Source organism: Candidatus Tisiphia endosymbiont of Micropterix aruncella (genome assembly GCF_965178575.1).
Lineage (GTDB): Bacteria > Pseudomonadota > Alphaproteobacteria > Rickettsiales > Rickettsiaceae > Tisiphia.
On record NZ_OZ238268.1, the window covers coordinates 230,638 to 256,320 of the forward strand.

Here is a 25,683-nt window from a genome sequence, read left to right on the forward strand (position 1 = left end):
GACATTCTAGATAGATATCCATAAAAATTAGCTGTAAAATGATATTATTAATTACGATTAAAAAACATGAAATTATTATTACATAACACACTTACTCACAAGAAAGAAGTTTTCATACCGCTAGATAGTAATTTAGTAAAAATGTATGTTTGCGGTCCAACCGTCTACGATCATCCCCATATTGGTAACGCTAGGTCCGTAGTAGTATACGATATTTTATACCGCTCACTAAGCAAAATATTTGGTCAAAATCATGTAAAATATGTGCGTAATATTACCGATGTTGATGATAAGATAATAAATAGAGCCAAAGAACTCAAAATAACGATTTCTGACTTAACAGTTAGAATTACCGAAGAATTTCATGCTAATATGCAATATCTAGGTTGCAAAACGCCAAATATCGAGCCAAAAGCCACCTTGCATATTGATGACATGATTGTGATTATTCAAAAATTACTTGACCTAAACCACGCTTATATCGCAGATAATCATGTTTATTTCGATATTTCTACCGCCCCAAATTATACAAAATTATCAAATCGTAATCTTGATGAAATGCTAGAGGGGGTGCGTATTGAAAATAATCCATCAAAAAAGCAACCACATGATTTTGTATTATGGAAACCAGCCAGTAAAGATGAAGAAATATTGGCAAATTTCGATAGCCCTTGGGGAAGAGGTAGACCAGGCTGGCATATAGAATGTTCAGCGATGAGCTATAAATATCTCGGAGAAAATTTTGACATTCATGGTGGAGGGGCAGACTTAATTTTTCCTCATCATACTAATGAGATAGCACAAAGTACATGTGCTTTCCCAAACTCTCACTTTGCTAAATATTGGGTGCATAATGGATTTCTGACCTGTAATGGTGAGAAAATGAGTAAATCACTCAATAATTTTATTACTGTAAAAGATTTGATAGATAAAAAAATCCCTGGTAGCGTAGTTAGATTACTGTTACTGAGTAGCCACTACCGTAAACCATTAGATTACAACAATAAAGCTCTAGAAGATGCTACAAAAACAATGAATTATTGGTATAGAGCGATAGACAATTTGGATATTAACAAACTTGACGTCCAAAACATTCCAAAAGAATTTTTATCTCATTTATTCGATGATCTGAATACACCTCTAGCCATTAAAGTAATAAACGATTATGCTAAACTGATCTTTGCGAGTAACAAAGAAGATGATAAGTACTTATATGCCTCTTACCTACTTTCATGCAGCAATTTTATAGGTCTAATGACCCAACCAGCTAGTAGGTGGTTTTACTGTGAAATAAATGATGAACCGATTCTCCAGCATATTGAGCAACGTAGGCAAGCCAAATTACAAAAAAATTGGTTATTAGCCGACCAAATTCGTCAAAATTTATCAAAAGATGGCATAATTCTAGAAGACAAACTAGATGGATCAACTAGTTGGAGAAAAGTTTGATTAAGAATACATTTACTAACTATTAAGGAATGTTTTTTTATATTTTCTTGATTTAAAATCAAAAATGTTTATATGACTAGTTAAAATCGTTTTTACCGGTTTTGAATTTCAGCTACTTAATATAAAAGAAATTAAAGGAGAATTATGAAAGAGATAAAAATTTTTGAAAATGATGTTCTATTTAAAAATGGACCCTGTGACAACTATAACTTATTAAATCAACATAAATTTTATGAAATGCCTGGAGCAGAAACTCTAAATGTAAAATTAATAGGTTCAGGATTGAGTGTATTTAATGCTCTGCACTCTCCTATTAGCGAAGAATCCTTACGATCCGCAGGACATACACTAGTTTTTGGTCATCATTGGTATGGATGGAATGATTTAGGTAAGATATACGAGATTGCAAAGCCTTATATAGAAAAATATAATATAAAAAAACTTAATATAATTTTGCAAATGCATGGTATTATCAAAGAAGGTCTATATCACCTTGGTCTAAGTTATGATCCTGAAGGAACAATGGGATCACCGAAAATGTTACCTGCTTCTTTAATTATAGATCAAATATCAAGGTTAACTTATGAAGTAGATTCTACCGAACTCACATCTGTATCTTGCTACGGTACTCACTTATTAGATAATCCAGTAAAATTTAAAAATACTACTTGTAGTTTCTTATCAAGTGATGATGTGACTTGGCAGGCCGATCATACTACCAATTCGAAAATATTAGATAACTTTTTTATGTCATGTGGTTTGAGTGTTATGGCAAAGAACTTACTTTCTTATGCTGCTAATGTTAAAGAAAAACTGCACGTGCCGGATATCTTTATAACTAATGAGGGGATAATGACAAAAATAGATTTTTCTAACTATTTAAAAGAATTACAAAAATCTATTACCACTAATTCTTTTGTGCAAGAGTTAATTAAAGCAAAGATTATTAGAGAAGAGGAAGTTACTAATATAAAATTAGAAGAATTAGAGTTTACAGATATTGCCCAGCAACATCCAGCACTTTTTGGAACGATTGTAGGAGCATGTATGTTTGCACATTTTACACAAGCCAAAGAAAATAATAACAGTAACAGTGTCACTACAGTAAGTCAAATTAGTAATGACGGTTCATCCGCTATAGCACTTGACGATATTTATGCTTCTGATACTCAAGTTGAGCTAGGAGGAGTGGATACTGTAAATATTATGGAATTACCTCTATAATTACCCTGATAATTACGTTCAACATAACCCTTGCAAATATGTTGATCAAATATATAATAAGCTGTGCTTATTGTATTTAAGCAAAATTCACACGTAAGAGCCTAGTTGTTAGTCCAATTTCTTTGGTATCAACTCTTGCAGAGGAGTACCTATATAGTAGGTACATAACTAACATTTTAAGGAGATTTAATAATGTCTAAACTACAAGCTGTTAATGTCAGAGATTTACTTGATGCTGGGGTACATTTTGGTCATAAAACCTCACGTTGGAATCCAAAAATGGCATCTTACATTTATGGTGTCAGAGATGATATCCACGTAATTGACTTACAACAAACTGCTGCCCTGATGCAGATAGCTTTGGGTGTAATTTATGAAACTGTCAAGAAAAACGGTAAAATATTATTTGTCAGTACTAAAGTTCAAGCCAGTGATATAATAGCTGAGTATGCGGAAAAATGTGGGCAATATTACGTTAACCACAGATGGCTTGGTGGTATGTTAACCAACTGGGGAACAATTTCTGGCTCAATAAAAAAGCTGGATAATCTTGAGAAAGTTTTGGGGAATGAAGAGGAATATTCCGGTTATACTAAGAAAGAAATACTGGAAATGACCCGTAAAAAGGATAAATTACTTAAATCCTTAGGGGGTATTAGACATATTGGGACAAGACCCAATTTGCTTGTGGTAATTGATACTAATAAGGAGCATTTAGCAATCCAAGAAGCAGTAAAGTTAGGTATTCCAATAATTGCTATTGTTGACACTAACTCTAATCCAGACAATATAGACCACCCTATTCCCGGTAATGATGATGCAATAAGATCTATAAGACTTTATTGCACCTTGTTTGCTGATGCAGCACTTGCCGGTATAGAAGAGGCTTTAGCTGCATCTGGTGTTGATTTAGGAAGCATAGCTACTCATGAAGAAAAAGGTACAAATATAAAAGGTATTACTAAGTTAAAATCAACCAAGAAATTTTCTAAAACTCTAGACCTAAATAATCAAGAAGCACTAGAGTCAGAGTTTGAGACAGCTTTAGAGCTTGCAGAAGTTGCTACAACAAAAAAATAACTAGTATTTAGGGGGTGTCAATTTAAGTAGCCTCGATGTCATTCCTGCGAAGGTCACATGGGTATCAACTTAAGCAGTCTAGATAGCATCCCCGAAGGGTTTATGTCATCCCTGCGAAAGCAGGGATCTAAAAATGTTTAAGCACCTAATCCTTGCTACTTCTTTAGACCCCGCACTGAAGCAGGGGTGACATCGAAGGTGAATTAGGGGGAGCATCAACCCTAACAGGGATGACATCGAAGATGTAGGGATGCATCGAGATTATTAAACCGATATCTTACATCAAACTCAGGTTAAGTTAACAGCATATATACTGCTATGATTTCAAGAGTTGGTAGACTCCTCAATCCAATAAAAATAACTATAAACCTTAAATAAAGGAGAGTAAAATGATAAATGCTGGACTTGTAAAACAATTAAGAGAGAAAACTGGTGCAGGAATGATGGACTGCAAGAAGGCTTTGCTTGAAACAAAGGGAGATTTTGAAGCAGCTATTGATTGGTTAAGAAAAAAAGGATTATCAGCTGCAGCAAAAAAAGCAGATAGAATTGCTGCTGAAGGACTAACAGCAATACACATTAAAGATAATGTTGGGGCTATTATAGAAGTAAATTCGGAAACAGATTTTGTTGCAAGAAACGATAAATTTCAACAATTGGTTAGGAATATTGCTGAACTAGCTTTGAAACAAGATAATTTACCATCACTAAAATTAGCAAAAACATCAACAGGTAGATCAGTTGAAGAAGAAATATTAGATAATATTGCTACAATTGGTGAAAATTTAAATCTACGTCGTATGGATGTCTTACAGGTATCAGAAGGTATAGTTGCATCTTATGTACATAACACTGTTGCTGATGGTTTGGGTAAGATTTCTGTCATTGTTGGTTTACAATCAGCTACCAAAGATAAAGCTAAGCTCCTAGAATTAGGACAGAAAATTGCTACCCATATAGCGGCAAGTAATCCTTATAGCCTTGATACATCAACTTTGGATCAAACATTAATTGAACGTGAGAGAAATATATTTTTTGAACAATCAAAAGCTTCCGGTAAACCGGACAATATCATTGAAAAAATGGTTGAAGGTAGAATACGTAAGTTCCTAGCAGAAGTTGTTCTGCTTGAACAAAACTTTTTATTTGATGATAAATTAACAGTTTTTGAAGTTATGGATAACACTGCAAAAGAATTAGGAACTTCGATTAAAATTACACAGTTTATAAGATATGAACTAGGTGCAGGCATAAAGCAAGAAGATAAAAATTTTGCGGACGAAGTTGCAGCTGTCATGCAAAGCTAGGAAAAAGAGTATACTCAAATGATTTGGTCAGCAAAAGACTTGAGTAGTGCGTTGAATATTGAGGTACATCCTGATATTCAGGGGAGGCAGATTCAGTTTAATTCCAACTCCGTTGCAAACGGCGATTTATTTATTGCTCTGCAAGGTAATAATGATGGACATAATTATGCCTTACACGCTCTAGAACGAGGAGCAAATGCAGTAATTATTAGTAAGGCAATAAAAGGGTTACCTGATAATAAAGTAATTATGGTCTCTGATACCTTAGCTGCTCTACACCACATGGCTGAGTATAAACGTAAAAAATCTAAAGCAATGTTTATTGGTGTTACCGGTAGTATTGGTAAAACGGGTACTAAGGAAGCAATCAAAACTATATTAAGTTATTTTGGATCTACTTTTGCTAGTAGAGGAAATTTTAACAACCACCTTGGCGTGCCTATAAATCTTGCTTCGATGCCTGATGATATAGAATATGCTGTTTTTGAAATGGGTATGAATCATTCAGGAGAAATAAGAGAGCTGACAAAAATGGTACGACCTAACATATCAGTAATCACTACAATAGCAGAAGCCCATCTTGAATTTTTTGAATCTATGCTTAGTCTGGTTGATGCCAAATGTGAAATTTTTGAAGGAATGCCAAAAAATGGCATAGCTGTTGTAAATTCAGACCATCAATATTATGACCGAATTTTACAGAATCTTAAACAATTATCGATTAATAATATATATAGTTTTGGTAAGTCCGAAGGCACAGATTCTAGATTAGTATCATATGAGCATATTGGACAAGAAGTACATCTACATTATTCTATCTGTAATACTAAAATAGATATTAGAATTCCTTTTGTACCGGAACATTATGCTAGAAATTATACTGCTGCTCTTCAGGTAGCAGCAATACTGAACTTAGATATTAATGCTGCAGCAACACAATTAAGCAAAATATCATTAACTGAAGGACGTGGGAAACTAGTCAACGCTAAATATAATGGTCAAAACTATCAAATTATCTGTGATTATTATAATGCTAATCCAGCATCAGTAAAAGCTGCTTTATTATATCTAAAACAGCTTAGTGGACAGAAAAAAGTTGCTATACTAGGTGATATGCTAGAATTGGGAGAAAATTCGATAAAATTCCATAAAGACTTAATACCAGCAATTCTTGATTCTAGTGCTAAGAGGGTTTTTTTAGTAGGTAATCTTACCAAACATATATACGATTCTTTGCCAAATGACATAGAAAAAATGCATTTTGATAATGTTGATTTGTTGATAGAAAACTTAAATGAATTACTTAAAGGCGATGAATTACTCTTACTAAAAGGATCTAACAGTATCCAACTTAGTAAAATTATACAATCTTTTGAATTACTACAATGATATACAACCTTCTTGCCCCCTATATACATAAATTACATATAGCCAATTTATTCCACTATGTTACTTTTCGTATTGGACTTGCCATATTATTTAGTTTGACCATTTCTTTTTTAATAGGGCCTAGGTTAATTAGATTTTTACAAAATTTACAAAAATATGGTCAACCAATTCGTGACGACGGACCAGAAACACACAAAGCAAAAGTAGGAACACCAACTATGGGGGGGATAATGATTCTCTTCACCGTTTGTCTTTCCACTCTATTATTCTCTGACCTTACTAATAAATATATATGGATAGTGTTATTTGTCTTTGTTAGTTTTGGTGTACTTGGTTTTATGGATGATTATGCTAAAGTAACAAAAAACCACCATAAAGGTGTTAGCGGAAAGAAGAAATTATTATTTCAGTTCACTATTTGTCTAATTGCCTGTTTACTATTAAGAGATTCCAATAGTCAGGGAAACAATCTGCTCACTATTCCATTTTTTAAAAATTTATTGATTGATTTAGGTTTGTTTTATATACCATTTAGCATGTTTGTGATAGTTGGTGCATCAAATGCGGTGAATCTAACAGATGGTCTTGATGGTCTTGCCATAGTACCTATTGCTATTACTGCAGGTTCTTTTACCTTAATTATTTACTTGGTCGGTAATAGTTTCTATGCAAATTATCTACAAATTATGTATATACCAAATATTTCTGAATTAACTATCTTCTGTGCTTCAATTGTTGGTGCTAGCCTAGGATTCTTATGGTTTAATGCACAGCCAGCAGAAATTTTTATGGGAGATACTGGAAGCCTAAGTCTTGGTGGCGTTCTTGGTGTTATTAGCGTTATAACCAAACATGAAATTGTACTAGCAATTATTGGCGGATTATTTGTTATTGAAACTTTATCAGTAATTATTCAAGTATATTATTTTAAAGCTACTAATGGTAAAAGAATTTTCAAAATGGCCCCGCTGCACCATCATTTTGAGAAACATGGCTGGCCGGAATCAAAAGTTGTGATACGTTTTTGGATTATAGCCATAATATTTGCTCTAATTGGTTTATCTTCACTAAAACTGCGGTAGAAAAGCTATAGTCAATTCAGGAAGCTTGGGTAGCAGGAGCGATCGAAGACGGCACTACCTACTTCTCATCAATTGACTATATATATTATTTGTTACTGATTATGACATATAACAATTACTGGTTGTAATTTTAAATTATTTTACAATCTAAGATTAAATTGTTGTTGATTATTTAATTATTTGGTATATAGTTGATCTAAGATAAAAAAAATAGCTTTATGAAAACTACCTTACCTAGCCGATCATTAGTTATTAAAGAAAAACTAGACAATATTATTAAAGAAATTCTAGACGTAGGCAAATCAAAAATAGCGATGATTATTTTATTTGGTTCTTATGCTAGAGGAGATTGGGTACAAGACATATATCAGCAAGAGCATATTACCTACAGCTATCAAAGTGATTTTGATCTTTTGTTGATTTTAAAGAAAGGCAAATATGCAGGTCATCAAGCTAGAGAACTACAATATACGATAGAAAAAAGGCTCGATAAAAAATTCCCAATGAATATAGATACCATGATGAAAAGGCAGCCAGTTACCCTGATATTTGAGCCTATTAAGCGGGTAAATAGCCAATTGGAAAAAGGTCAGTATTTCTTTTGTGATATCAAGAAAGAAGGAGTTCTTTTATATGATAGTGGTGAATTTATATTATCTGAAGCCAAAAAATTACCATGGTCGGAACGAAGACCAATAGCTGAGGAAGAATATGAATATTGGTTTGGAAAAGGTAAAGGATTTCTTATTGGTGTAAATGCTTATCTTGAAAATAATGAAAATGCTTTATCAGCCTTTTCGCTTCATCAAGCTACCGAGAGCTTTTATAATGCTATTCTGCTAGTTTTTACTGGTTATAAACCAAAGTTACATGATATACTGGAACTTGGCAAGCAGGCTAGAATTTATCATTATGACCTCTATAAGATATTTCCACATGAGACTCTTGAACAAGAAGAGTGCTTTAAGTTACTCCTAGGTGCTTATGTTGGTGCAAGATATGATAAACACTATAAAATTAGTAAAGAACAATTACTTTACCTGATCAACCGGGTAGAAGAATTAAAGACAGTTACTGAAAGAATCTGTTTAGAAAGAATTAATAATACAGAAGTAACGTAATTGTATATACTCAAATGATTTGGAGAATTGGAAATGATACTTATAGCTAACCCGAAAAGGTTTAAGGCATAGTAATGGTGATAGCCTTGATGTCATTCCCCGTGGGGAATGACATCTAACGCGAATTCGGAATAAGAATTTGTCAATTCTTATCCCGAATTGGGGTGAAATGATACTTACAAGTTCACCTTACGCGTGGCATTTAAAAGTCATAAGGAAGAAAACAGCCCGACGTCTATTAGCGAGGAGCTATTTTAGTAGCGACGAAGCAATCTAATAAATGTGGATTGCCACGACCACTACGTGGTCTCGCTAATAGACTCTTGTACTTTTCTGCAATTTTTAAATTGCCATGGGGGTTATGCGTAAGGTCAAGGCCAAAAACGATGTCATTCCCCACAGAGAATGCTATCTAGGCTTTTTACTAATCAAGAATAGGAGTTATGGATAAAAATTTAAAACAAACTAGTTTTTTATTTGGTAGCAATGCTGTTTTTATAGAAGAACTATATCAGCTATATTTATCAGATCATAAAGCAGTTGATGAAAGCTGGCAAGACTATTTCCAAACTATTGAGAATAATAATAGTTACCAAGTTAATAAAACTATTGCTCATGTTATTACTGCACCTCAAGAAAAACCCTTGCCGTATGTTACGGAATTTTCCGCTACAACTAACAAGCTCAGAGCAAAAGCAATGATTGCCAGCTACCGTAATTATGGACATTATTTAGTCAAGCTAGATCCCTTGAATCTTGAGGTTCTTAAGACTAAAAATGAGTTGAGACTTAATATAGAAGATTTTGGTTTTACCACAGATCAGTTGAATAATATTATAGAAATTGATGATGAATTTTTTGGAATAAAAGCATGTTCTCTTAAGGAATTGGTTAATTTGCTTGATCAAACTTATACTAAAGATATTGCCGTAGAATTTGCTCATGTGAGCAATGAAGATGAGAAAACTTGGTTTTCTGAACAAATGGAAAGTAACGTTCAAGCTTTTAATATATTGGAACAAGACAAGAAAAATATATTGCAAGACTTAGTAGAGATTGAAGGATTTGAACAATATCTACATACCAAATTTCCTGGAGCAAAACGCTTTTCAGTAGAAGGTGGAGAGGCAGCCGTAGTGGCTATAGATAAAGCTATAAATATGTCTATTATCCATGGAATAGAAGATGTAGTAATAGGTATGGCCCACCGAGGAAGGCTTAGCACACTGGCTAAGGTAATGACTAAACCTTATAAAGCCATTTTTTCTGGATTTATGACAGGAAGTGTCTTGCCGGATGATTTAGGTATCTCAGGTGATGTGAAGTATCATATTGGCTATTCATCAGATCGGATAAGAGGACAATCTAAAGTTCATCTCTCTATGGCAGATAATCCCTCGCATTTAGAAGCAGTAAATTCAGTGGTAGCTGGTAAAGTACGAGCAAAACAGGACAACATGCAAGATGTTAACCGTAAGAAGGTAATGAGTATTTTAGTGCATGGTGATACTGCTTTTTGTGGTCAAGGTGTAGTAGCTGAAAGTTTATTTATGTCGAATTTAAAGGCTTATAATGTTGGTGGAATTATTCACTTTGTCATTAATAATCAGGTTGGATTTACAGCGAATAGTTATGACACTAGACCAGGTAGATATTCTACTGAGTTTGCTAAGATAATTAATAGTCCAATTCTACATGTAAATGGTGATGATATTGAAGCAGTGATCAAGGCTACCAATATTGCAGTGAATTACCGGTATAAATTTGCTAGAGACATAGTCGTTGAGATCATTTGTTATCGTAAATATGGTCATAATGAAGGTGATGAGCCTATGTACACTCAAGCTGTTATGTATAATGTAATAAAAAATAAGCAATCCCCGGCGACTATTTTTGCAAATAAACTAGTAGCAGGTGGAATAATTGACCAAAATTATTTTCCTACATTAAAAGAACAATTTAAACTGAAATTAGATCAAGAATATGAACAAGCCAAAAATTATCAGCCGCAAGCTCAGTTTTTGGAAGGTTTATGGTCTAGTTATACTCGGTCAAATGCCCAAATGCTCTCTACTGGTGTTAACAAAAACACCTTAAAAGAACTTGGTATAAAGCTTTGTCAGATACCAAAAGATTTTCCTTTAAATCCAAAACTTGTAAAATTATTGGAGTTAAGAGAAAATAGCTTAAAACAAGACAAGCCTATCGATTGGGCAACCGCAGAACAGTTAGCCTTTGCCAGTTTATTAAATACAGGTACGAAAATACGTTTTACTGGTCAAGATTGTGGGCGTGGCACTTTCTCTCACCGTCATGCAGTGTTACATAGTCAGGTGGATGATAGAACTTATACACCATTAAATAATTTATCGCAAAGCCAAGCAAATTTTGAAATTGCTGACAGTAATTTATCTGAATATGCAGTTTTAGGTTTTGAGTATGGTTATTCATTAGTTAATCCAAAAGATTTAGTAATTTGGGAAGCTCAATTTGGCGATTTTGCTAACGGAGCTCAAATAATTTTCGACCAATTCATTTCCAGTAGTGAAAGCAAATGGCTCAAGATGAGCGGTATAGTAGCACTACTACCACATGGACTTGAAGGACAAGGTCCAGAGCATAGCTCTGCAAGACTCGAGAGGTTCTTGCAGCTTGCTGCTGAAAATAATATTCAAGTTACATATCCTACGACGCCAGCTTCATTTTTTCATTTATTACGTCGTCAAATATACAGTAATATTCGTAAACCACTAATAGTAATGTCACCCAAATCTTTATTAAGACATAAAATGGTTGTATCACCTCTCTCCCAGCTTGATGAGAATACAAGCTTTATACCTGTGCTAGACGAAATTAATGATGCCATAAATGCCAAGGAAGTGAAACGAATTATATTATGTAGTGGTAAAGTCTACTATGATTTATTAGAAAAAAGAGAGGAAAAAAATATTTTAGATATAGTGATTATTAGACTCGAACAGTTATATCCGTTTCAAACGGATATTATCGTTAAAATATTAGGTAAATATAATAAAGCTACAGAGTTTATTTGGTGTCAAGAAGAACCTAAAAATATGGGGGCATGGAATTTTGTTAAAGATCACTTAAATGAGAGCCTAAAAAATGCATCAATTAACAATCAATTTGTATATGTTGGTAGGAATGAGTCTGCTTCACCAGCAGTCGGCTCACCGATCATACATAATGAGCAACAGAAAAAATTGCTTGAAGAAGCCTTGATAATTAAGGGGTAGAGTTAAGTTAGGAACGTCAGCATAATTATTTAATTATTCAAATCTAATGCACCTAAAGCCAAGATTAAGCCAACGTAATTATTACTTTTAAACCTAGTAAGACAATTTTGTGGGTCTGAGATTTCTAATGTTACTACCTGCCAAGTTAGCATTATATAAGCACAGAGAATAGCTATATAGTTAGGTCGATGGGTTGCTATAATGTTAGCAAGTATGAATAATAATATGAAGATGGTATAGTAAATATATAAATGTAATTTATAATTTCTCTTTTCTAAAAAAAGTGGCATTGACTTGATCTTAATCTTCTTATCGTCCTTTATATCCATAAAACCATAAATAGTGTCATAACCAATAATCCAAAAACAGCAGGCAATATACATAATACCCGATTCTATTGATATTTTATCAATTACGGCACTACTGCCAATCAATACTCCATTAAATGTTAGCCCTAGAAATACTTGCGGGAAGCTTGTCATTCTTTTCATTAGCGGATATAAAACAATCATGATAAAGCTAAGAAACCCTAGGCAAATCGCTGTTTTATTTAATGATAATAAAATTGTCAAGGAACAGACTGATAATATAGTTAGCAAAATCATCGCTTCATTTACATTTAATGATCCATTAGCTAGTGGTCTATCCTTTGTTCTTAAAACATGCTTATCAAAATCTTTATCAAAAATATCGTTAAGAACACAACCAGCTCCCCTAGTAATGATACTTCCGATAAAAAACAATGATAATAATTTTACTAAATTATAAATTGTAATATTGGTCAGCAGTACCCCAAAGCATGCTGAGAAAAATAGCAACAGATAGCCAGTAGGGCTTTGCAGCCTCATTAATTTAAGGCTCAGAAAAAATTTATTTGGCATTGCTATTAATTATGATATATCTTTGTTAAAAAAAATGAGCAATACCACAAAAATAATTGGGAATTGCTATTAGTGGATCAAAAAAATCTGCTATATATATAAATATAACCGAATATCGAATTCAGGTTAGTTAGTAACATTCCTTATATAATTAAGATATTATTATGACCGAATTTCCAAAAGATTATAGCTTTAGTGAAAGCGAAAGAAAATGGCAAAAATTTTGGCAAGAACAAAAAATTTATCTTTGGGATAAAAATGAAACAAGAGAAAATAGTTTTGTAGTAGATACCCCACCACCAACAGTCTCAGGACAACTGCATATAGGACATGTTTACAGTTATACTCAGGCTGATTTTATTGTCCGTTTCCAACGGATGTTGGGTAAAAATATTTTTTATCCAATTAGTTTTGATGATAATGGTTTGCCTACCGAACGTTTAGTTGAAAAACAAAAGCAACTAAAAGCAAACCGTATGCCAAGAGATGAATTTATTGAAATATGTAAGGAAGTTGTTATTTCTGAGGAAGAAAAATTCCGCTCATTATTTAACCAAATAGCTTTGTCTGTTGATTGGACTTTGGAATATCAAACGATTAATCCATTATCACAAAAAATATCACAAATGTCCTTTCTAGACTTAGTCGACAAAGGAGAAATTTACCGCAATAATCAACCAATATTGTGGGATCCAATTGATCAAACAGCTTTATCTCAAGCTGACATCGAGGATCAAGAAAAAACGTCAATGATGAATGATATAATTTTTCACACCAATAATGGTGAGAAGATTATTATTGCTACCACTAGACCAGAATTACTACCAGGTTGTGTTGCGGTATTTTATAACCCAAATGATGATAGATATAAACATTTGCAAGGTCAATTTGCCATAACACCGCTATTTGATGTTAAAGTACCTATTTTAGCAGATGATTTAGTTAAAATAGATAAAGGAACTGGACTTGTTATGTGCTGTACTTTTGGTGACACAACCGACATAATTTGGTGGAAAACTTATAATTTACCCATGAAAATCATTATAGATGCACAAGGGATCATAAATTGCCCAGCTGAATTATCAAATTCACGTTTTTATAATCAAATAAATGCTTTAAAAATAAAAGATGCTAGAAGTAAAATTATAGAAATTTTAAAAGAGGAAAATTTATTAGTCAAACAGGTAGAAATTACTCAAACAGTAAAATGTGCCGAACGTTCCGGTACACCACTAGAGATACTTATAACACCTCAATGGTTTGTTAGTACGATAAAACATAAAGATGTTCTAATGCAACGAGCAAATGAGCTGAATTGGTATCCCAAAAATATGAAAATTAGGCTTGAGAGCTGGATAAATAGTCTATCATGGGATTGGTGTATAAGTCGTCAACGCTATTTTGGTGTGCCATTCCCTGTTTGGTATTCTAAAAGAACTGGTGAAGTAGGCAAAGCTATATTTCCCCATATAAATCAGTTACCAGTAGACCCCACCCAAGATCTACCAATTGGCTACTCTAGAGATGAAATAGAGGCGGATTATGATGTTATGGATACTTGGGCGACAAGTTCCATCTCACCACAATTAGGTAGTCACGGTATATCTGAAAAGTTTAACATAGATATCGAGCGTCACAAAAAATTATTCCCAGCTGACTTGCGTCCACAAGGTCATGAAATTATTAGGACATGGGCTTTTTATACAATACTTAAAGCTCAGTTACATGAAAATACACTTCCTTGGAAAAACATTATGATTAGTGGATGGTGTCTAGCATTTGATCGTAGCAAAATGTCAAAATCTAAAGGAAATGTTATTGTGCCACAAAAATTGCTTGAGCAATACGGTGCTGATGTAACACGTTATTGGACTTCTAAATCTAAGCTTGGAGCAGACACTGTTTACTCTGAAGACGTAATGAAAAATGGCAAGAGGCTTGTTAATAAATTATGGAACGCTGCTAAATTTGCTGCTATTCACTTCGATAAATTAGACCCACTAGATAAAAATGCTGAAATATCTGATATAGAAAGCAAGATTTGTCATAAGTTTGACCAGTGGTTAATAGTTAAGCTAGTTGAGTTAGTAAGCAAAGTTGAATCAGATATGCAAAATTATGAGTATGCCAATGCTGTGGATTTGATAGAAAAGTTTTTTTGGTCAGTATTTTGTGATAATTACCTCGAAATCACCAAAACCCGGGCTTATAATATGGATGGTTCAGATAATAAAGGGCAGTATAGTGCTATAATAACCCTATATTATTCAATAAAAATTTTACTCAAATTATTAGCCCCTTTCTTGCCACATATAACAGAAGAAATTTGGCAAATTTTGTATAGTACAAAATCTATACATACAAGGGGCAACTGGCCTCAAATCAAAAACTTATCTTTTCCGGTGGATCAAATTCAGCCTGATAGACTTATTGAAATACTAGACTTGGTTAGGAAAGCTAAAGCAGAAAAGAATTTGTCAGTCAAAGCTGATATTGAGATATTAGAAATTATAGGAGAAAAACTTTCTGATGAGCTAATAATAGATCTCAAAAACGTTATGTCTGCTCGCACCATAGAATTTGTTGAGCAATTTTCATCAACAAATCAAGTCTTAAAGAATGGCGATGTTGTAATTAATGTAATATATACTCCGAATGCTTTGAAATTATAGAAACAACCAGATTTGAGACGGCTCTGCACAGGGTAATTTAAAAGTCACACTTTAAAGTTGAAAAACCGAAATAATTTTAGATGAGCATGTACTTACAAACGTCATTGCGAGGAGGTTGCTTGCTGCAACCGACGAAGCAATCCAGCAAAAATACGATAATTTTATTTTTTTTGTTTCCTAGATTACCCCAATTCGGGATAAGAATTAGTTAATTCTTATCCCGAATTGGCTTTAATATAAGGAAAAATGCATTCTTAAAGCGGCTTTGCGAATGCATTTTAAACCTTTCCAAAGCTAAAAACATGATTTTAAAAGATTAATTTAACAATCAGATGCAGAGCCGTCTCAAATCTGATTGTTTCTATAATTTCACCGAATTTGGGATAAGAATTGACAAATTCTTATCCCGAATTCGCGTAGATTGCTTCGGCGGCACTTCGTGCCTTCTCGCAATGACGTTTGATGTTCTTAATAATTACTTATTTCAACTCTAGAGTGTGACTTTTAAATTACCCTAGCTCTGCATCTGATTATTAAATTAATATAATTAGCTTTTAGTGAGATTAAACAAAATGACTACCGTTATCTACCTAATAGGTAAACCAGGAACTGGCAAGTATACTATAGCAAAGGAAATAGCAAAAGCTGGCTACAGCATATGTGACAACCAGCATATCAATAATCCTATTTTCTCACTTCTAAATTATGATGGATTGACTCCTATTCCAAAATTTGCTTGGGATACAATTAAACATATACGAGATGGTATTTTTAATTTTCTAAGCCAAGAAACTTATAATAACTATGTTCTTACTAATTGTCTCTATGAGATTGATGGTGATCATAAGCTTTTTAATCAAGTACAACAACTAGCATCGAACCGTAAGTCAACATTTATTCCTGTAAAATTATTGATTTCAGAAGAAGAAAATATTATGAGAATTCAACAGCTAGATAGGCTGCTTCGTTACAAATCAATCGATGTACAAGATGTTTATCCAAAATATCCTTTGATTCAAATTTCTCATCCTAATTTATTTGAGCTTGATGTTACACTCCTTCCTGCTAGTGAGGCTGCAAAGGAAATTTTGCAGCATGTTAGGTTATATACTCAAATGCTTTGAAAAATTGATAAATTAATTTCTAAGTTTGGTGTGTAATATTTTTAGGATTCCCTACGATACTATATAATTTATTTTTTACTTTTATTTATTATGATACAAAATTTTATTTGTTATAATATAAATTTTATGATAACCTAAATATCAGGAAACTTTAAAAAGTTACGGAGGCATAGTTTATGACTACAAATCAAACGGAACAAAACAAAGTTCTTTGCCTTTCAGGTGGTGGGGTAAAAGGAATAGCTGAGTTAGTTGTACTAGCGAAAATAGAAGAAATAACCCAGCAACCTATATCTAAATTATTTAATATTATTTCTGGCACTAGCGTTGGTGGGTTAATTGCAGCCTTATTAACAATTCCTGAAGAAGAAGGATCAACAGAGCCTCGTTATTCAGCTAAAGAAGCTTTAGCATTATTTGAAAACACTGCTCCTGAAATCTTCCCTCAAAGCTGGTTTAACTGGGGAATAATAAAACACAAATATAGTCAAGAACCTTTGAAGAAAATGCTAGAAAAGCATTTAGGGGATAATAGATTGGATGATAGTCTATGCCGTCTTATTATACCAGTTGCTGATTTGAATGAAGGAAAGAATAGTATGCATATCTTTGATAGTCATGATAAACATAGTCCACATGTTAGAATAAAAGATGTGCTTCTTGCAACTACAGCAGCCCCAACCTATTTTAAAGCTGTTGTTAATAAAGAGACCGTAAAAGATTATGATTATGCTGCGGGTAAGCCTTATGCTTTTGCCGACGGTGGTCTTGGTGCTAATCGTCCAGCTGCTACAGTGCTACAGGTACTTAAAGAAGGACTTAGTTATCATGAACAAGCAGACATTATGGAAAACACTATGATTTGTTCTATCAATTTTGGAAAAACTGAGCAAACAAAATCCCAAATACCGTCAGCTAATTTTGATGGAGCATTAGGGTGGTTACTTAACGGCTTAATTGATACACTTATGAAAAATGACGAGGAAGCTGATGTAAATGAGGTTAGGTTAGATCTAACGGGTGAAGGGCAAAATACAGAGATATTGCTTCCTATTCCAAAAGAATGTAAAAACTTAGACGATTCTAGCCAAAATAATATAGCAAAGTTAAAGGTAGTCGCTGAGCAATATTTAGAAAATAATTCCAAGTTAGTACAAGATCTGTGTGATAGATTAAAAGCTGATTGGAAGGATAATCTTGAGGAATCTAAAGTCTCAAATGTAATGGTAAGTAATGGAGTTAATGATGAAGGGTATGAAAGTGATAACAACTCAGACTATTCTGATATAGTGGTGGCTACTGCAGAACCTGAAGTCTTAAATGCAATGGTAAGTAATGAATTAGAATCTAGTAGTACTATAGTGACTAATGGAAAAACAGATCCTACTGTAATTAGTGAGAAATTTACAACAACACTTCAGTGGATTAAAGAGTTATATGCAAAGGATTCCAAATGTGCATTAGAATATTTAGAATATGTTAATAATGTATCTCCTGAAAAGTTAGATCTTACTACAATTGAATCACTACCTGAAGAAGTACAAAAAACCGTTCAATGGATTGTAGGGTTAGATACAGAGAGTCGTTCAGAGCTATTAGAAAATATTAAGTCATTAATAATTAGTACCTCTCATGATGATAATATTTCTTGTGCTCAAGAAGTGACTGAACTTGAAGGACAGGATCCACTATACGAACATGCTGACGACTTAGTTGACTGTTATTAGAAAGTAAAAAAGAGTGCATTGCTAAAACTAACTAGGTGAGAACTTGCCTTAAGAGTAATCTTACCTAGTGATAACAGAATGTTTAGCTTATTGGATGATATACTCTTCCTGCTTTAAAGAATTGGCTTCACAAAACTGTATTTGCTTTTTTGCTGTTATATGTTATTGTTTTTCTTGCATTTTACGGGAAGTCCATACAAAGTTAATTATTTAAATTAAAAAACTTTGTAATAAGATTCTAACACCCTTTCCCTTACTTTTACCAGCCCTACAGACCGACTGTTAAATTTCTCTGATTGCAGACTTTAAGCTTTTGCTGTATGCTAATCTCAAGTATCGATGTAATAAATTAATAGTAGGCTCAAGTAATCATCGCCATTAGGGATGATGTCATCAACCCCTGCTGCCATTATGTCATCCCAACGAAAGCTGGTATCTAAAACTATATAACATATCTTCCATGCTATTCTTTTAGACCCCGCTACCTTTGCAGGGGTGACATCGAAGGTGCAGACACCCTAGGCTATTAAACCGATGTCTTACATCGAACTAAGATTATGTTACATAAAAAAAATCTAAAGAACAATGGCAATATCTATTAAAGAACTTGAAGAAATTATACGTTATAGTTTTCCAAATGCCAAAATAAAAATTGTTGATTTAGCTGGAGATCAGGATCATTATTCCTTAGAAATACAAGATGATGCTTTTCTTGGAATCAGTCTAATTAATCAGCATAAGATGGTAAAAAAAGCTTTAACAGAAATACTGAATAATAATAAATTACATGCTATCACCATAAAAACTACCAGCTCTCCATTAAATATAGTCAAATAACCCTACGGATGGGGCAATAGACCTTTTGCATAATTCTACTTCTGTTGGTAATTTAGGCAATGCACCTAGACTCGAAGCCTCACATACATCATAGTCTGCTGTGGGGCGAGGTTTCATGTCTCCTTCAAATTCCCTAGCAGAAGCGAATTATGCAAGAGGTCTGAAGGGAGAGAGTTAGTCTTATATCTGCTCCACATCGTTAGGAGTAGAGGCTTCTTGTTGATTAGAACTTTCAAGGGAGCTAATAGTATCTTGCTTATTGTTCCTTGAGTAATCTTGTGCTTCAGATTCTGACCTTGCAACAATTACCGTTATATTTGTACTAAGCTCAGCGTGCAACCTAACCTCTACCACGAATACACCTGTTGACTTTATTGGTTTCTCAAGAATTATACTTAAATGTGATATTGAGTGCAAAGAAGCCTTAGACAAACTTTCAGCAATTTCTTTATTATTCACTGAACCAAACAACCGACCATCATCAGCAGACTGCTTAATAAATATTAATTCCTTACCACTTATAACATTATTAATAGCTTCTGCCTCAGATCTTATTTTTAGCTCCTTCGTTTCAAGATCATGCTTTTGGGCTTCTATGAACTGTTTATTAGGTTCTGTTGCCCTAATTGCTAACTTTTTGGGGATAAGATAATTACGAGCAAACCCCTTTTTTACCTTAAGAATCTCTGCAATCTTTCCGAGTTTTCTTACAGGCTTAATCAAAATAACTTCCATCTTATTCCTCTGCTCAAATTTGAAATACAAAAGGCAACAACGCTAGGATTCTAGCAATTTTTATAGCATTCTTCAGTTTTCTTTGCTTTTTGGCACATACATTGGTAATCCTACTAGGCAACATTCTACCACCTTCTGATACAAATTTTAGTAACAAATCAGGGTTCTTGTAATCAATTACTGGAGCATTTGGAATAGAAAGAGGGCATCCCTTACGTTTTCTAAAAAACACTCTTTTATTACTTCTATCAGCCATTCTAGTCATTGACTGAGAGTCAACAGCATCATTCTCAAACATTTTAATATTTTCCAATTTTATTACTATTTAGTCTTTATTAATTGTTACATCAACTATTTCTTCATGATCTGAACTTTTACTTCTTAGAATCGGCGAAGGTTCAGCACTTATTGAATCAACATTGATATTAACAAACCTAATAATATTTTCACTTAGCTTCATTTTCCTTTCCAGTTCATTTATTACCGAAAAAGCAGTTTTAAGCCCCATAAAAACATAATGTCCTTTTTTATTATTACCAATCTTATAGGCTAAACTTCTTAAACCCCAATATTCAGTTTTAATAACTTCACCGTTACTATCTTTAACAATTTTAGTAAAGTCATCGGTAATTTTATCTACATCAGCAGACGAAATATCTTGACGTATGATAAAAACTGATTCGTAAAAAGCCATATATAAGAATCTCCAGCTACAAAATAAAGCCATTTATAACAATAAAAAACATTTAATTCAAGTGTTATCTTTATTATAGAGCATAATTAATAAATCACTAATACCTTTTGATTGCAAAAATGTAACCGTTTTACACGGATTGTAAACAAATAATTAAATTAGTAGACTTATATTAATAAATTTAGTAGAAATTTATTAATTAATTCGATAATATTGTACTTTAAAAAGTCAAATTAATATCATTACAATAAATTCACAACAATGTAACATTAGACTCTTGCATAACTGAATTATACTCTTTTTACTTTAAAAATTGACTCAGCAAAAACTTTGAGGGTTCGCGTACTTCACATTACTTACATGTATGTCTAGCATGCTTATACCTTGTTTTATGCTCCAATCCCTCAATCATTTGGGTATACAAAGAAGAATTTAGTCATGCCTAAAGTCTTCATTTAATTAGTATTTAAAATGTTTGATAAATTACCACCTAGAGTTCTTATTATAGAATCAACTAAAAGCATTAACGTTTCTTTATCTAACGTCATAGAGAGAGCATGGTTTGACCTTGTTAAGGTTAATACAATAGAAAAAGCTATGGTCTCCTCTATTGCAAATCACCCTGATATAATTATTGTTGATTCGATGGTACAAGATAAAGTTGCTACAGAAATAGCAACTAAACTAAGAGAAATTAATGGTTTAGCGAAAGTACCAGTAATTTTTTTGCTACATTCCGGAGAGTCCCCGTCTAATTATACTTTGGAAGATAATAACTTTGTTGTTTCTCTTATTAAACCATTCACGCCAGATCAGCTAATGATTTCAATAAGATCATTACTCCGACGATCTAATTTGATTCTACAAGATAAAGTTATAAAATATAAGGAAGTAAGTATGGATCTTACTACCTATAAAGTAACTAATAACGGCAGGATAATTCGTTTAGGACCAACAGAATTTAAGATTTTACAACTTTTTATAAAAGCACCTAAAGTAATATTTTCCCGCCAAGATATTGTAGACAAAGTGTGGGGCAGAGATACAGCTATTGACCTACGTACTATTGATGTACATATAAATAGAATAAGAACATCTCTAAAAAATAAAGAATCTGAGATATTTATAAAAACGGTCCGTGCCACAGGATATTGCCTTGATTTGCCAGATTCTTAGAATTAAAGTAAGAAATTATTTACCATCCAAAAATTTTGTGTAATGTTCTAAAATTTTAATGTATAAAGGACAAGATCTGCAACCAATGGAAGTTATTAATGAAACTAGATAAAATTGAGAATATCATAGTCGCACCATTGTATATTATTATATTAATGGTTATAATACCGACGTTAAGTGAGACGATTTATACCCCCTCACTTCCTGACTTAGCAAAGGATTTGAAAATTAGTGCTAATTTAGCAGAATACACACTTACTATTTTTTTGTTTGGCTTTGCTGTTGGTGTTTTAATATGGGGTAATTTATCTGATTTTTATGGGCGTAAGCCTTGCATACTTACAGGATTTTTGATTTATACTTTATCGTGCTTCATTTGTTATTTAGCAGATAATATTAATATGCTACTTGCTGCAAGATTTATGCAAGCTTTTGGAGCTAGTGTTGGGTCGGTATTAGGGCAAGCCATAGCTAGAGATATAATAAAACCAGCAGAGCGTGGTAAAATGTTCTCAACGATAGCTATTGCCATAGCATTTGCTCCTGCTATAGGACCAATTATAGGTGGTTTTGTAATAAAATTTTATCATTGGTCGGCGGTATTTCTTGTTCTGATAGTGATTGCAATATTTATCATGGTGTTAATATCAGCCAGACTGCCAGAAACTAACCTAAATCTTAGAACTGAACGTTTGGTTATTCCACTTTATAAAGAATGTTTTGGTAAAATGATTAAAGATCCAAGATTGCTTGGTTTAGCATTTTTAACTGGAGCAGTGAATGGTATTTTATTTGGTTATTTTACTGAAGCGCCTTTTTATTTTATCTCAGGACTAAATATTTTAACTTCATCATTTGGTATGATATCATTTTTTATATGTATTCCCTTAGCTTTAGGTGGACTTATATCCAAAAAGATGCATAAACTGCAAAAAACTTCTGATAATATTATTTTTGCAGCTATTAAGGTTATGTGTTTAGGATCTTTGCTATTCTTGTTATCTAGTTATTTTAATCTAATTAATAAAGATAATGTGACAGGGTCTTTATTACAAACTTTATTATGGCTAGGTATTATTATGACAGGCATCACTATGATAGCTCCAAATTGCTTAAGTCAAGCTTTGGAAGATTATGGCAAATTTGCTGGCACAGCAGCTTCACTTTTTGGTTTTATGTATTATATAATTGTCACAAGTTTTACAGCATTAATGGGATATATGCATAACGGATCATTGACACAATTACCATTATTCATGCTAATCATTTCAATTAGTATGATGTTAGTGTTTCATATTGTTATTAATAAGCAGCAAATGGCAAAGAATAATTCCCCATTTTTATAAATCCTCTAAACTCCATTTTGCTCTAGGACAAAAATCGAGTAGGTTAGTAAGATTGTTTTGCAAACGTTCTAGCCCAGCATAAGCAATCATAGCGGCATTATCGGTACATAAATGTGCTGGGGGTACTAAAAGTGCATATCCTTGAGTTGCAGCTTGATACTTAAGTATAGACCTCAAATAATCATTAGCAGCAACCCCACCGGCAAGCACACAAGTTTTTTGTGGCAATAGCGACTTACCTATAAATTCTTCATATATTCTAAAGCTATTAAGCATTTTTACTGACAATATTTCTCCAACCACATATTGAAAGCTGGCTGCTATATCATTAATTTCTTGATCACCTATAGGTTCTAATTTGGATATTAATATGCGTACTGCAGTCTTTAAACCTGAAAACGACATATTACAGCCACTTTGATGAATAATAGGTTTTGGTAAAATATATTTAGACGGATCGCCAAATTTTGCTCTTCTCTCAATTTCTACTCCTCCAGGGAAAGGCAAACCCAGCATTTTAGCTACTTTATCAAAACACTCTCCAACCGAATCATCTATAGTTTGTCCTAAAATTTTATATTTGCCAAGGGAGGAAACGGCAACAAATTGACAATGTCCGCCGGAAACTAATAGAAGTAAGTAAGGATATTCAGCCTTATTGGTTAATCTAGCAGTAAGTAAATGTCCTTCTAAGTGGTTAACTGCAACAAAAGGCTTCTTTAAGACACTAGCAATGGACCTGGCAAACATTGAGCCAACTATTACTCCTCCTATCAAGCCAGGACCGGAAGTAGCTGCGATTCCATCTATATCAGATAACTCAAGATGGCTTTCATCTAAAACATATCTAACTGCTTTTTCTAAATTTTGTAAATGTGATCTAGCGGCAATTTCCGGTACTACCCCTTGGAATAGCTTATGCTCTTGGTGCTGGGAAATAACAATATTTGACAAAATTTCTTTATCTGAGGTGACTATTGCCACGCCAGTATCATCACAACTTGATTCAATACCTAATATTTTAATTATTGTAATCTCTCCTTTAATAAATCATTCACTAGGCTAGGATTGGCCTTGCCTTCAGTTTTTTTCATTACTTGTCCTACGAAAAAACCAAATAATTTATCCTTACCGCTTTTATAAGCAGCAACAGAATCAGGATTTTCCAACAATATTTCGTCAATTATAGCAGATAGTATACCACTATCTGACATTTGCACTAAGCCCTTTTCTTTAATAATTTTCTCCGGTTGCTCGCCAGTTTCAAACATAGTTTCGAAAACTATTTTGGCAATTTTTCCTGAAATAACCCCATCTTCTATTAACTTCACCATTTGGGCAAGCATTTTTGGGGTAATTTTACACTCATTTAAGCTAATGGAATTTTTATTAAGCTGACCAAATAACTCACTAATAACCCAATTAGCAAGTATCTTTGGATTGCATAAGGTCACTGCTGCTTCGAAATAATATGCTACCTGTTCATCAGCCGCAAGAACCTCAGCGTCATATGTGTTTAAACTATATTCGGCAATATATCTTTTGATTTTTGCATCCGGAAGCTCTGGTAGTTCTTGAGCTAATTGCTCTATTAGTTCCTCAGATATCACTACAGGTAATAGATCCGGATCAGGAAAATATCTATAGTCATGAGATTCTTCTTTTAAACGCATTGTCCTAGTTTCACCAATATCAGCATCAAATAATCTAGTCTCCTGTATTATTGTCTGACCATTTTCAATTAAATTCACTTGCCTATTTGCTTCAAACTCTATTGCTCGCATAATATTACGAATCGAATTGATATTTTTGATCTCACACCTTGTTCCAAGTGGATTCCCGGGAAGCCTTACTGAAACATTAGCATCGCAACGTAACGAACCTTTTTCCATGTCACCATCACAACTTCCTATATATCTCAACAAAGTCCTGAGTTTACGAACAAACTCAGCCGTTTCCTCCGGTGAGCTAAGGTCTGGTTCAGTAACAATTTCCATTAATCCTACACCAGCCCGGTTTAAATCAATGAAACTATAATACGGAGATTGATCATGGATAGACTTGCCCGCATCTTGTTCTAAATGCAAACGATTAATTCTAATCTTCTTGGTTGCTCCCTGCTGAGTTACTATATCTAAATAACCATCTTGGACAATTGGATGATAGAATTGCGAGATTTGATACCCTTGCGGTAAGTCAGGGTAAAAGTAATTTTTACGATCAAATCTTGAATTAAGATTAATTCTTGCCTTAAGCCCAAGACCAGTCTTAATTGCTTGGTGAACACAATATTCATTTAATACTGGTAACATTCCAGGCATTGCTGCATCAATCAACGATACTTGTGAATTGGGAGGAGCAGCAAATTCGGCGGAACTAGCAGAGAAAAGCTTGGATTTTGAAGAAATTTGAGCATGTATCTCCACGCCTATAACATATTCCCATTTACCTGTATTACCAACAATATAAGTCATTTAAAATCTCTTTAGTTTACTATATAAAATGTGAAAAATTTTTAAGATTAAATCTTTATCATATTTTCGATAAAAATTGTAGTTTTTTATAAATCTTTATTTTCTATATCT

General features: G+C 33.3%; 20 protein-coding genes. 14 read left to right on the forward strand and 6 right to left on the reverse strand.

What is annotated here, in order from left to right; genetic code table 11:
• The first annotated feature begins 66 nt into the window (after positions 1-66).
• The 8 genes from cysS (at position 67) to ACN1AG_RS01125 (ending at position 11,906) form a co-directional block, all read left to right on the forward strand.
• Complete coding sequence (gene cysS / locus ACN1AG_RS01090) at positions 67-1,449, forward strand: cysteine--tRNA ligase (RefSeq protein ID WP_417905165.1); 1,383 nt, start codon at positions 67-69, stop codon at positions 1,447-1,449.
• 144 nt (positions 1,450-1,593) lie between these two features.
• Positions 1,594-2,673, forward strand: a complete 1,080-nt coding sequence (locus tag ACN1AG_RS01095; RefSeq protein ID WP_417905166.1) for a hypothetical protein — start codon at positions 1,594-1,596, stop codon at positions 2,671-2,673.
• 192 nt (positions 2,674-2,865) lie between these two features.
• Entirely contained in the window at positions 2,866-3,753 is an 888-nt protein-coding gene (rpsB, locus tag ACN1AG_RS01100; protein WP_341757808.1) for a 30S ribosomal protein S2, read from the forward strand.
• Between the two features lie 389 nt (positions 3,754-4,142).
• Positions 4,143-5,060: a translation elongation factor Ts gene (gene tsf / locus ACN1AG_RS01105; protein ID WP_367364597.1), complete on the forward strand. Its 918-nt coding sequence runs from the start codon at positions 4,143-4,145 to the stop codon at positions 5,058-5,060.
• A gap of 18 nt (positions 5,061-5,078) precedes the next feature.
• Positions 5,079-6,449, forward strand: a complete 1,371-nt coding sequence (locus ACN1AG_RS01110) for a UDP-N-acetylmuramoyl-tripeptide--D-alanyl-D-alanine ligase (RefSeq protein ID WP_417905167.1) — start codon at positions 5,079-5,081, stop codon at positions 6,447-6,449.
• Complete coding sequence (gene mraY / locus ACN1AG_RS01115; RefSeq protein WP_341757811.1) at positions 6,446-7,531, forward strand: phospho-N-acetylmuramoyl-pentapeptide-transferase; 1,086 nt, start codon at positions 6,446-6,448, stop codon at positions 7,529-7,531. The genes ACN1AG_RS01110 and mraY overlap by 4 nt, the downstream gene beginning before the upstream one ends.
• Positions 7,532-7,749: 218 nt before the next feature.
• The gene (locus ACN1AG_RS01120; RefSeq protein ID WP_417905168.1) at positions 7,750-8,652 is read left to right on the forward strand and encodes a HEPN domain-containing protein; all 903 of its coding nucleotides are present in this window, start codon (positions 7,750-7,752) and stop codon (positions 8,650-8,652) included.
• Between the two features lie 443 nt (positions 8,653-9,095).
• Positions 9,096-11,906 carry a 2-oxoglutarate dehydrogenase E1 component gene (locus tag ACN1AG_RS01125; RefSeq protein WP_417905169.1) on the forward strand — a complete coding sequence of 937 codons (2,811 nt, stop codon included), beginning with the start codon at positions 9,096-9,098 and terminating at the stop codon, positions 11,904-11,906.
• A gap of 29 nt (positions 11,907-11,935) precedes the next feature.
• Here the strand turns inward: ACN1AG_RS01125 and ubiA are convergent, their stop codons facing one another.
• The gene (gene ubiA, locus ACN1AG_RS01130) at positions 11,936-12,793 is read right to left on the reverse strand and encodes a 4-hydroxybenzoate octaprenyltransferase (RefSeq protein WP_417905624.1); all 858 of its coding nucleotides are present in this window, start codon (positions 12,791-12,793) and stop codon (positions 11,936-11,938) included.
• A gap of 158 nt (positions 12,794-12,951) precedes the next feature.
• Here ubiA and ACN1AG_RS01135 point away from each other — a divergent pair, with 158 nt between their 5' ends.
• The 4 genes from ACN1AG_RS01135 (at position 12,952) to ACN1AG_RS01150 (ending at position 19,147) form a co-directional block, all read left to right on the forward strand.
• Positions 12,952-15,459 (forward strand): valine--tRNA ligase, encoded by a 2,508-nt coding sequence (locus ACN1AG_RS01135; RefSeq protein WP_417905170.1) that lies wholly within the window; start codon positions 12,952-12,954, stop codon positions 15,457-15,459.
• 572 nt (positions 15,460-16,031) lie between these two features.
• Positions 16,032-16,583, forward strand: a complete 552-nt coding sequence (locus tag ACN1AG_RS01140) for a hypothetical protein (RefSeq protein WP_417905171.1) — start codon at positions 16,032-16,034, stop codon at positions 16,581-16,583.
• Between the two features lie 176 nt (positions 16,584-16,759).
• The gene (locus ACN1AG_RS01145) at positions 16,760-18,310 is read left to right on the forward strand and encodes a patatin-like phospholipase family protein (RefSeq protein WP_417905172.1); all 1,551 of its coding nucleotides are present in this window, start codon (positions 16,760-16,762) and stop codon (positions 18,308-18,310) included.
• 585 nt (positions 18,311-18,895) lie between these two features.
• Positions 18,896-19,147 carry a BolA/IbaG family iron-sulfur metabolism protein gene (locus ACN1AG_RS01150; RefSeq protein ID WP_417905173.1) on the forward strand — a complete coding sequence of 84 codons (252 nt, stop codon included), beginning with the start codon at positions 18,896-18,898 and terminating at the stop codon, positions 19,145-19,147.
• Between the two features lie 180 nt (positions 19,148-19,327).
• Here ACN1AG_RS01150 and rplI read toward each other — a convergent pair whose 3' ends face one another.
• From rplI to rpsF, 3 genes are read right to left on the reverse strand one after another with little or no spacing between them, the layout of a single operon-like run.
• A complete protein-coding gene (gene rplI / locus ACN1AG_RS01155; RefSeq protein WP_417905174.1) occupies positions 19,328-19,882 on the reverse strand; it encodes a 50S ribosomal protein L9 in 555 nt (184 codons plus the stop codon).
• 13 nt (positions 19,883-19,895) lie between these two features.
• Positions 19,896-20,180, reverse strand: coding sequence for a 30S ribosomal protein S18 (gene rpsR / locus ACN1AG_RS01160; protein WP_367364796.1), 285 nt, complete (start codon positions 20,178-20,180; stop codon positions 19,896-19,898).
• 27 nt (positions 20,181-20,207) lie between these two features.
• Positions 20,208-20,576: a 30S ribosomal protein S6 gene (rpsF, locus tag ACN1AG_RS01165; RefSeq protein WP_341757819.1), complete on the reverse strand. Its 369-nt coding sequence runs from the start codon at positions 20,574-20,576 to the stop codon at positions 20,208-20,210.
• Positions 20,577-21,047: 471 nt separating this feature from the next.
• Between rpsF and ACN1AG_RS01170 the strand changes: the two genes are divergently transcribed.
• Positions 21,048-21,752 carry a winged helix-turn-helix domain-containing protein gene (locus ACN1AG_RS01170; RefSeq protein ID WP_417905175.1) on the forward strand — a complete coding sequence of 235 codons (705 nt, stop codon included), beginning with the start codon at positions 21,048-21,050 and terminating at the stop codon, positions 21,750-21,752.
• Positions 21,753-21,850: 98 nt separating this feature from the next.
• Positions 21,851-23,098: a multidrug effflux MFS transporter gene (locus tag ACN1AG_RS01175; protein ID WP_417905176.1), complete on the forward strand. Its 1,248-nt coding sequence runs from the start codon at positions 21,851-21,853 to the stop codon at positions 23,096-23,098.
• Here ACN1AG_RS01175 and tsaD read toward each other — a convergent pair.
• Positions 23,093-24,127, reverse strand: coding sequence for a tRNA (adenosine(37)-N6)-threonylcarbamoyltransferase complex transferase subunit TsaD (gene tsaD / locus ACN1AG_RS01180; protein WP_417905625.1), 1,035 nt, complete (start codon positions 24,125-24,127; stop codon positions 23,093-23,095). The two genes, ACN1AG_RS01175 and tsaD, sit on opposite strands and share 6 nt — an antisense overlap.
• Positions 24,124-25,572, reverse strand: coding sequence for an Asp-tRNA(Asn)/Glu-tRNA(Gln) amidotransferase subunit GatB (gene gatB / locus ACN1AG_RS01185; protein WP_417905177.1), 1,449 nt, complete (start codon positions 25,570-25,572; stop codon positions 24,124-24,126). The genes tsaD and gatB overlap by 4 nt, the downstream gene beginning before the upstream one ends.
• Positions 25,573-25,683: the final 111 nt, after the last annotated feature.

Excerpts from the sequence above, each read along its gene's own strand:
- ACN1AG_RS01120 (WP_417905168.1), top strand. The coding sequence starts at position 7,750 with ATGAAAACTACCTTACCTAGCCGATCATTAGTTATTAAAGAAAAACTA.
- rpsF (WP_341757819.1), bottom strand. The coding sequence starts at position 20,576 with ATGGCTTTTTACGAATCAGTTTTTATCATACGTCAAGATATTTCGTCT.
- ACN1AG_RS01150 (WP_417905173.1), top strand. The coding sequence starts at position 18,896 with ATGGCAATATCTATTAAAGAACTTGAAGAAATTATACGTTATAGTTTT.
- tsf (WP_367364597.1), top strand. The coding sequence starts at position 4,143 with ATGATAAATGCTGGACTTGTAAAACAATTAAGAGAGAAAACTGGTGCA.
- rplI (WP_417905174.1), bottom strand. The coding sequence starts at position 19,882 with ATGGAAGTTATTTTGATTAAGCCTGTAAGAAAACTCGGAAAGATTGCA.
- rpsR (WP_367364796.1), bottom strand. The coding sequence starts at position 20,180 with ATGTTTGAGAATGATGCTGTTGACTCTCAGTCAATGACTAGAATGGCT.
- rpsB (WP_341757808.1), top strand. The coding sequence starts at position 2,866 with ATGTCTAAACTACAAGCTGTTAATGTCAGAGATTTACTTGATGCTGGG.
- ACN1AG_RS01145 (WP_417905172.1), top strand. The coding sequence starts at position 16,760 with ATGACTACAAATCAAACGGAACAAAACAAAGTTCTTTGCCTTTCAGGT.
- ACN1AG_RS01110 (WP_417905167.1), top strand. The coding sequence starts at position 5,079 with ATGATTTGGTCAGCAAAAGACTTGAGTAGTGCGTTGAATATTGAGGTA.
- ACN1AG_RS01135 (WP_417905170.1), top strand. The coding sequence starts at position 12,952 with ATGACCGAATTTCCAAAAGATTATAGCTTTAGTGAAAGCGAAAGAAAA.
- ACN1AG_RS01170 (WP_417905175.1), top strand. The coding sequence starts at position 21,048 with ATGTTTGATAAATTACCACCTAGAGTTCTTATTATAGAATCAACTAAA.
- gatB (WP_417905177.1), bottom strand. The coding sequence starts at position 25,572 with ATGACTTATATTGTTGGTAATACAGGTAAATGGGAATATGTTATAGGC.
- cysS (WP_417905165.1), top strand. The coding sequence starts at position 67 with ATGAAATTATTATTACATAACACACTTACTCACAAGAAAGAAGTTTTC.
- mraY (WP_341757811.1), top strand. The coding sequence starts at position 6,446 with ATGATATACAACCTTCTTGCCCCCTATATACATAAATTACATATAGCC.
- ACN1AG_RS01175 (WP_417905176.1), top strand. The coding sequence starts at position 21,851 with ATGAAACTAGATAAAATTGAGAATATCATAGTCGCACCATTGTATATT.
- ACN1AG_RS01125 (WP_417905169.1), top strand. The coding sequence starts at position 9,096 with ATGGATAAAAATTTAAAACAAACTAGTTTTTTATTTGGTAGCAATGCT.
- ACN1AG_RS01095 (WP_417905166.1), top strand. The coding sequence starts at position 1,594 with ATGAAAGAGATAAAAATTTTTGAAAATGATGTTCTATTTAAAAATGGA.
- ACN1AG_RS01140 (WP_417905171.1), top strand. The coding sequence starts at position 16,032 with ATGACTACCGTTATCTACCTAATAGGTAAACCAGGAACTGGCAAGTAT.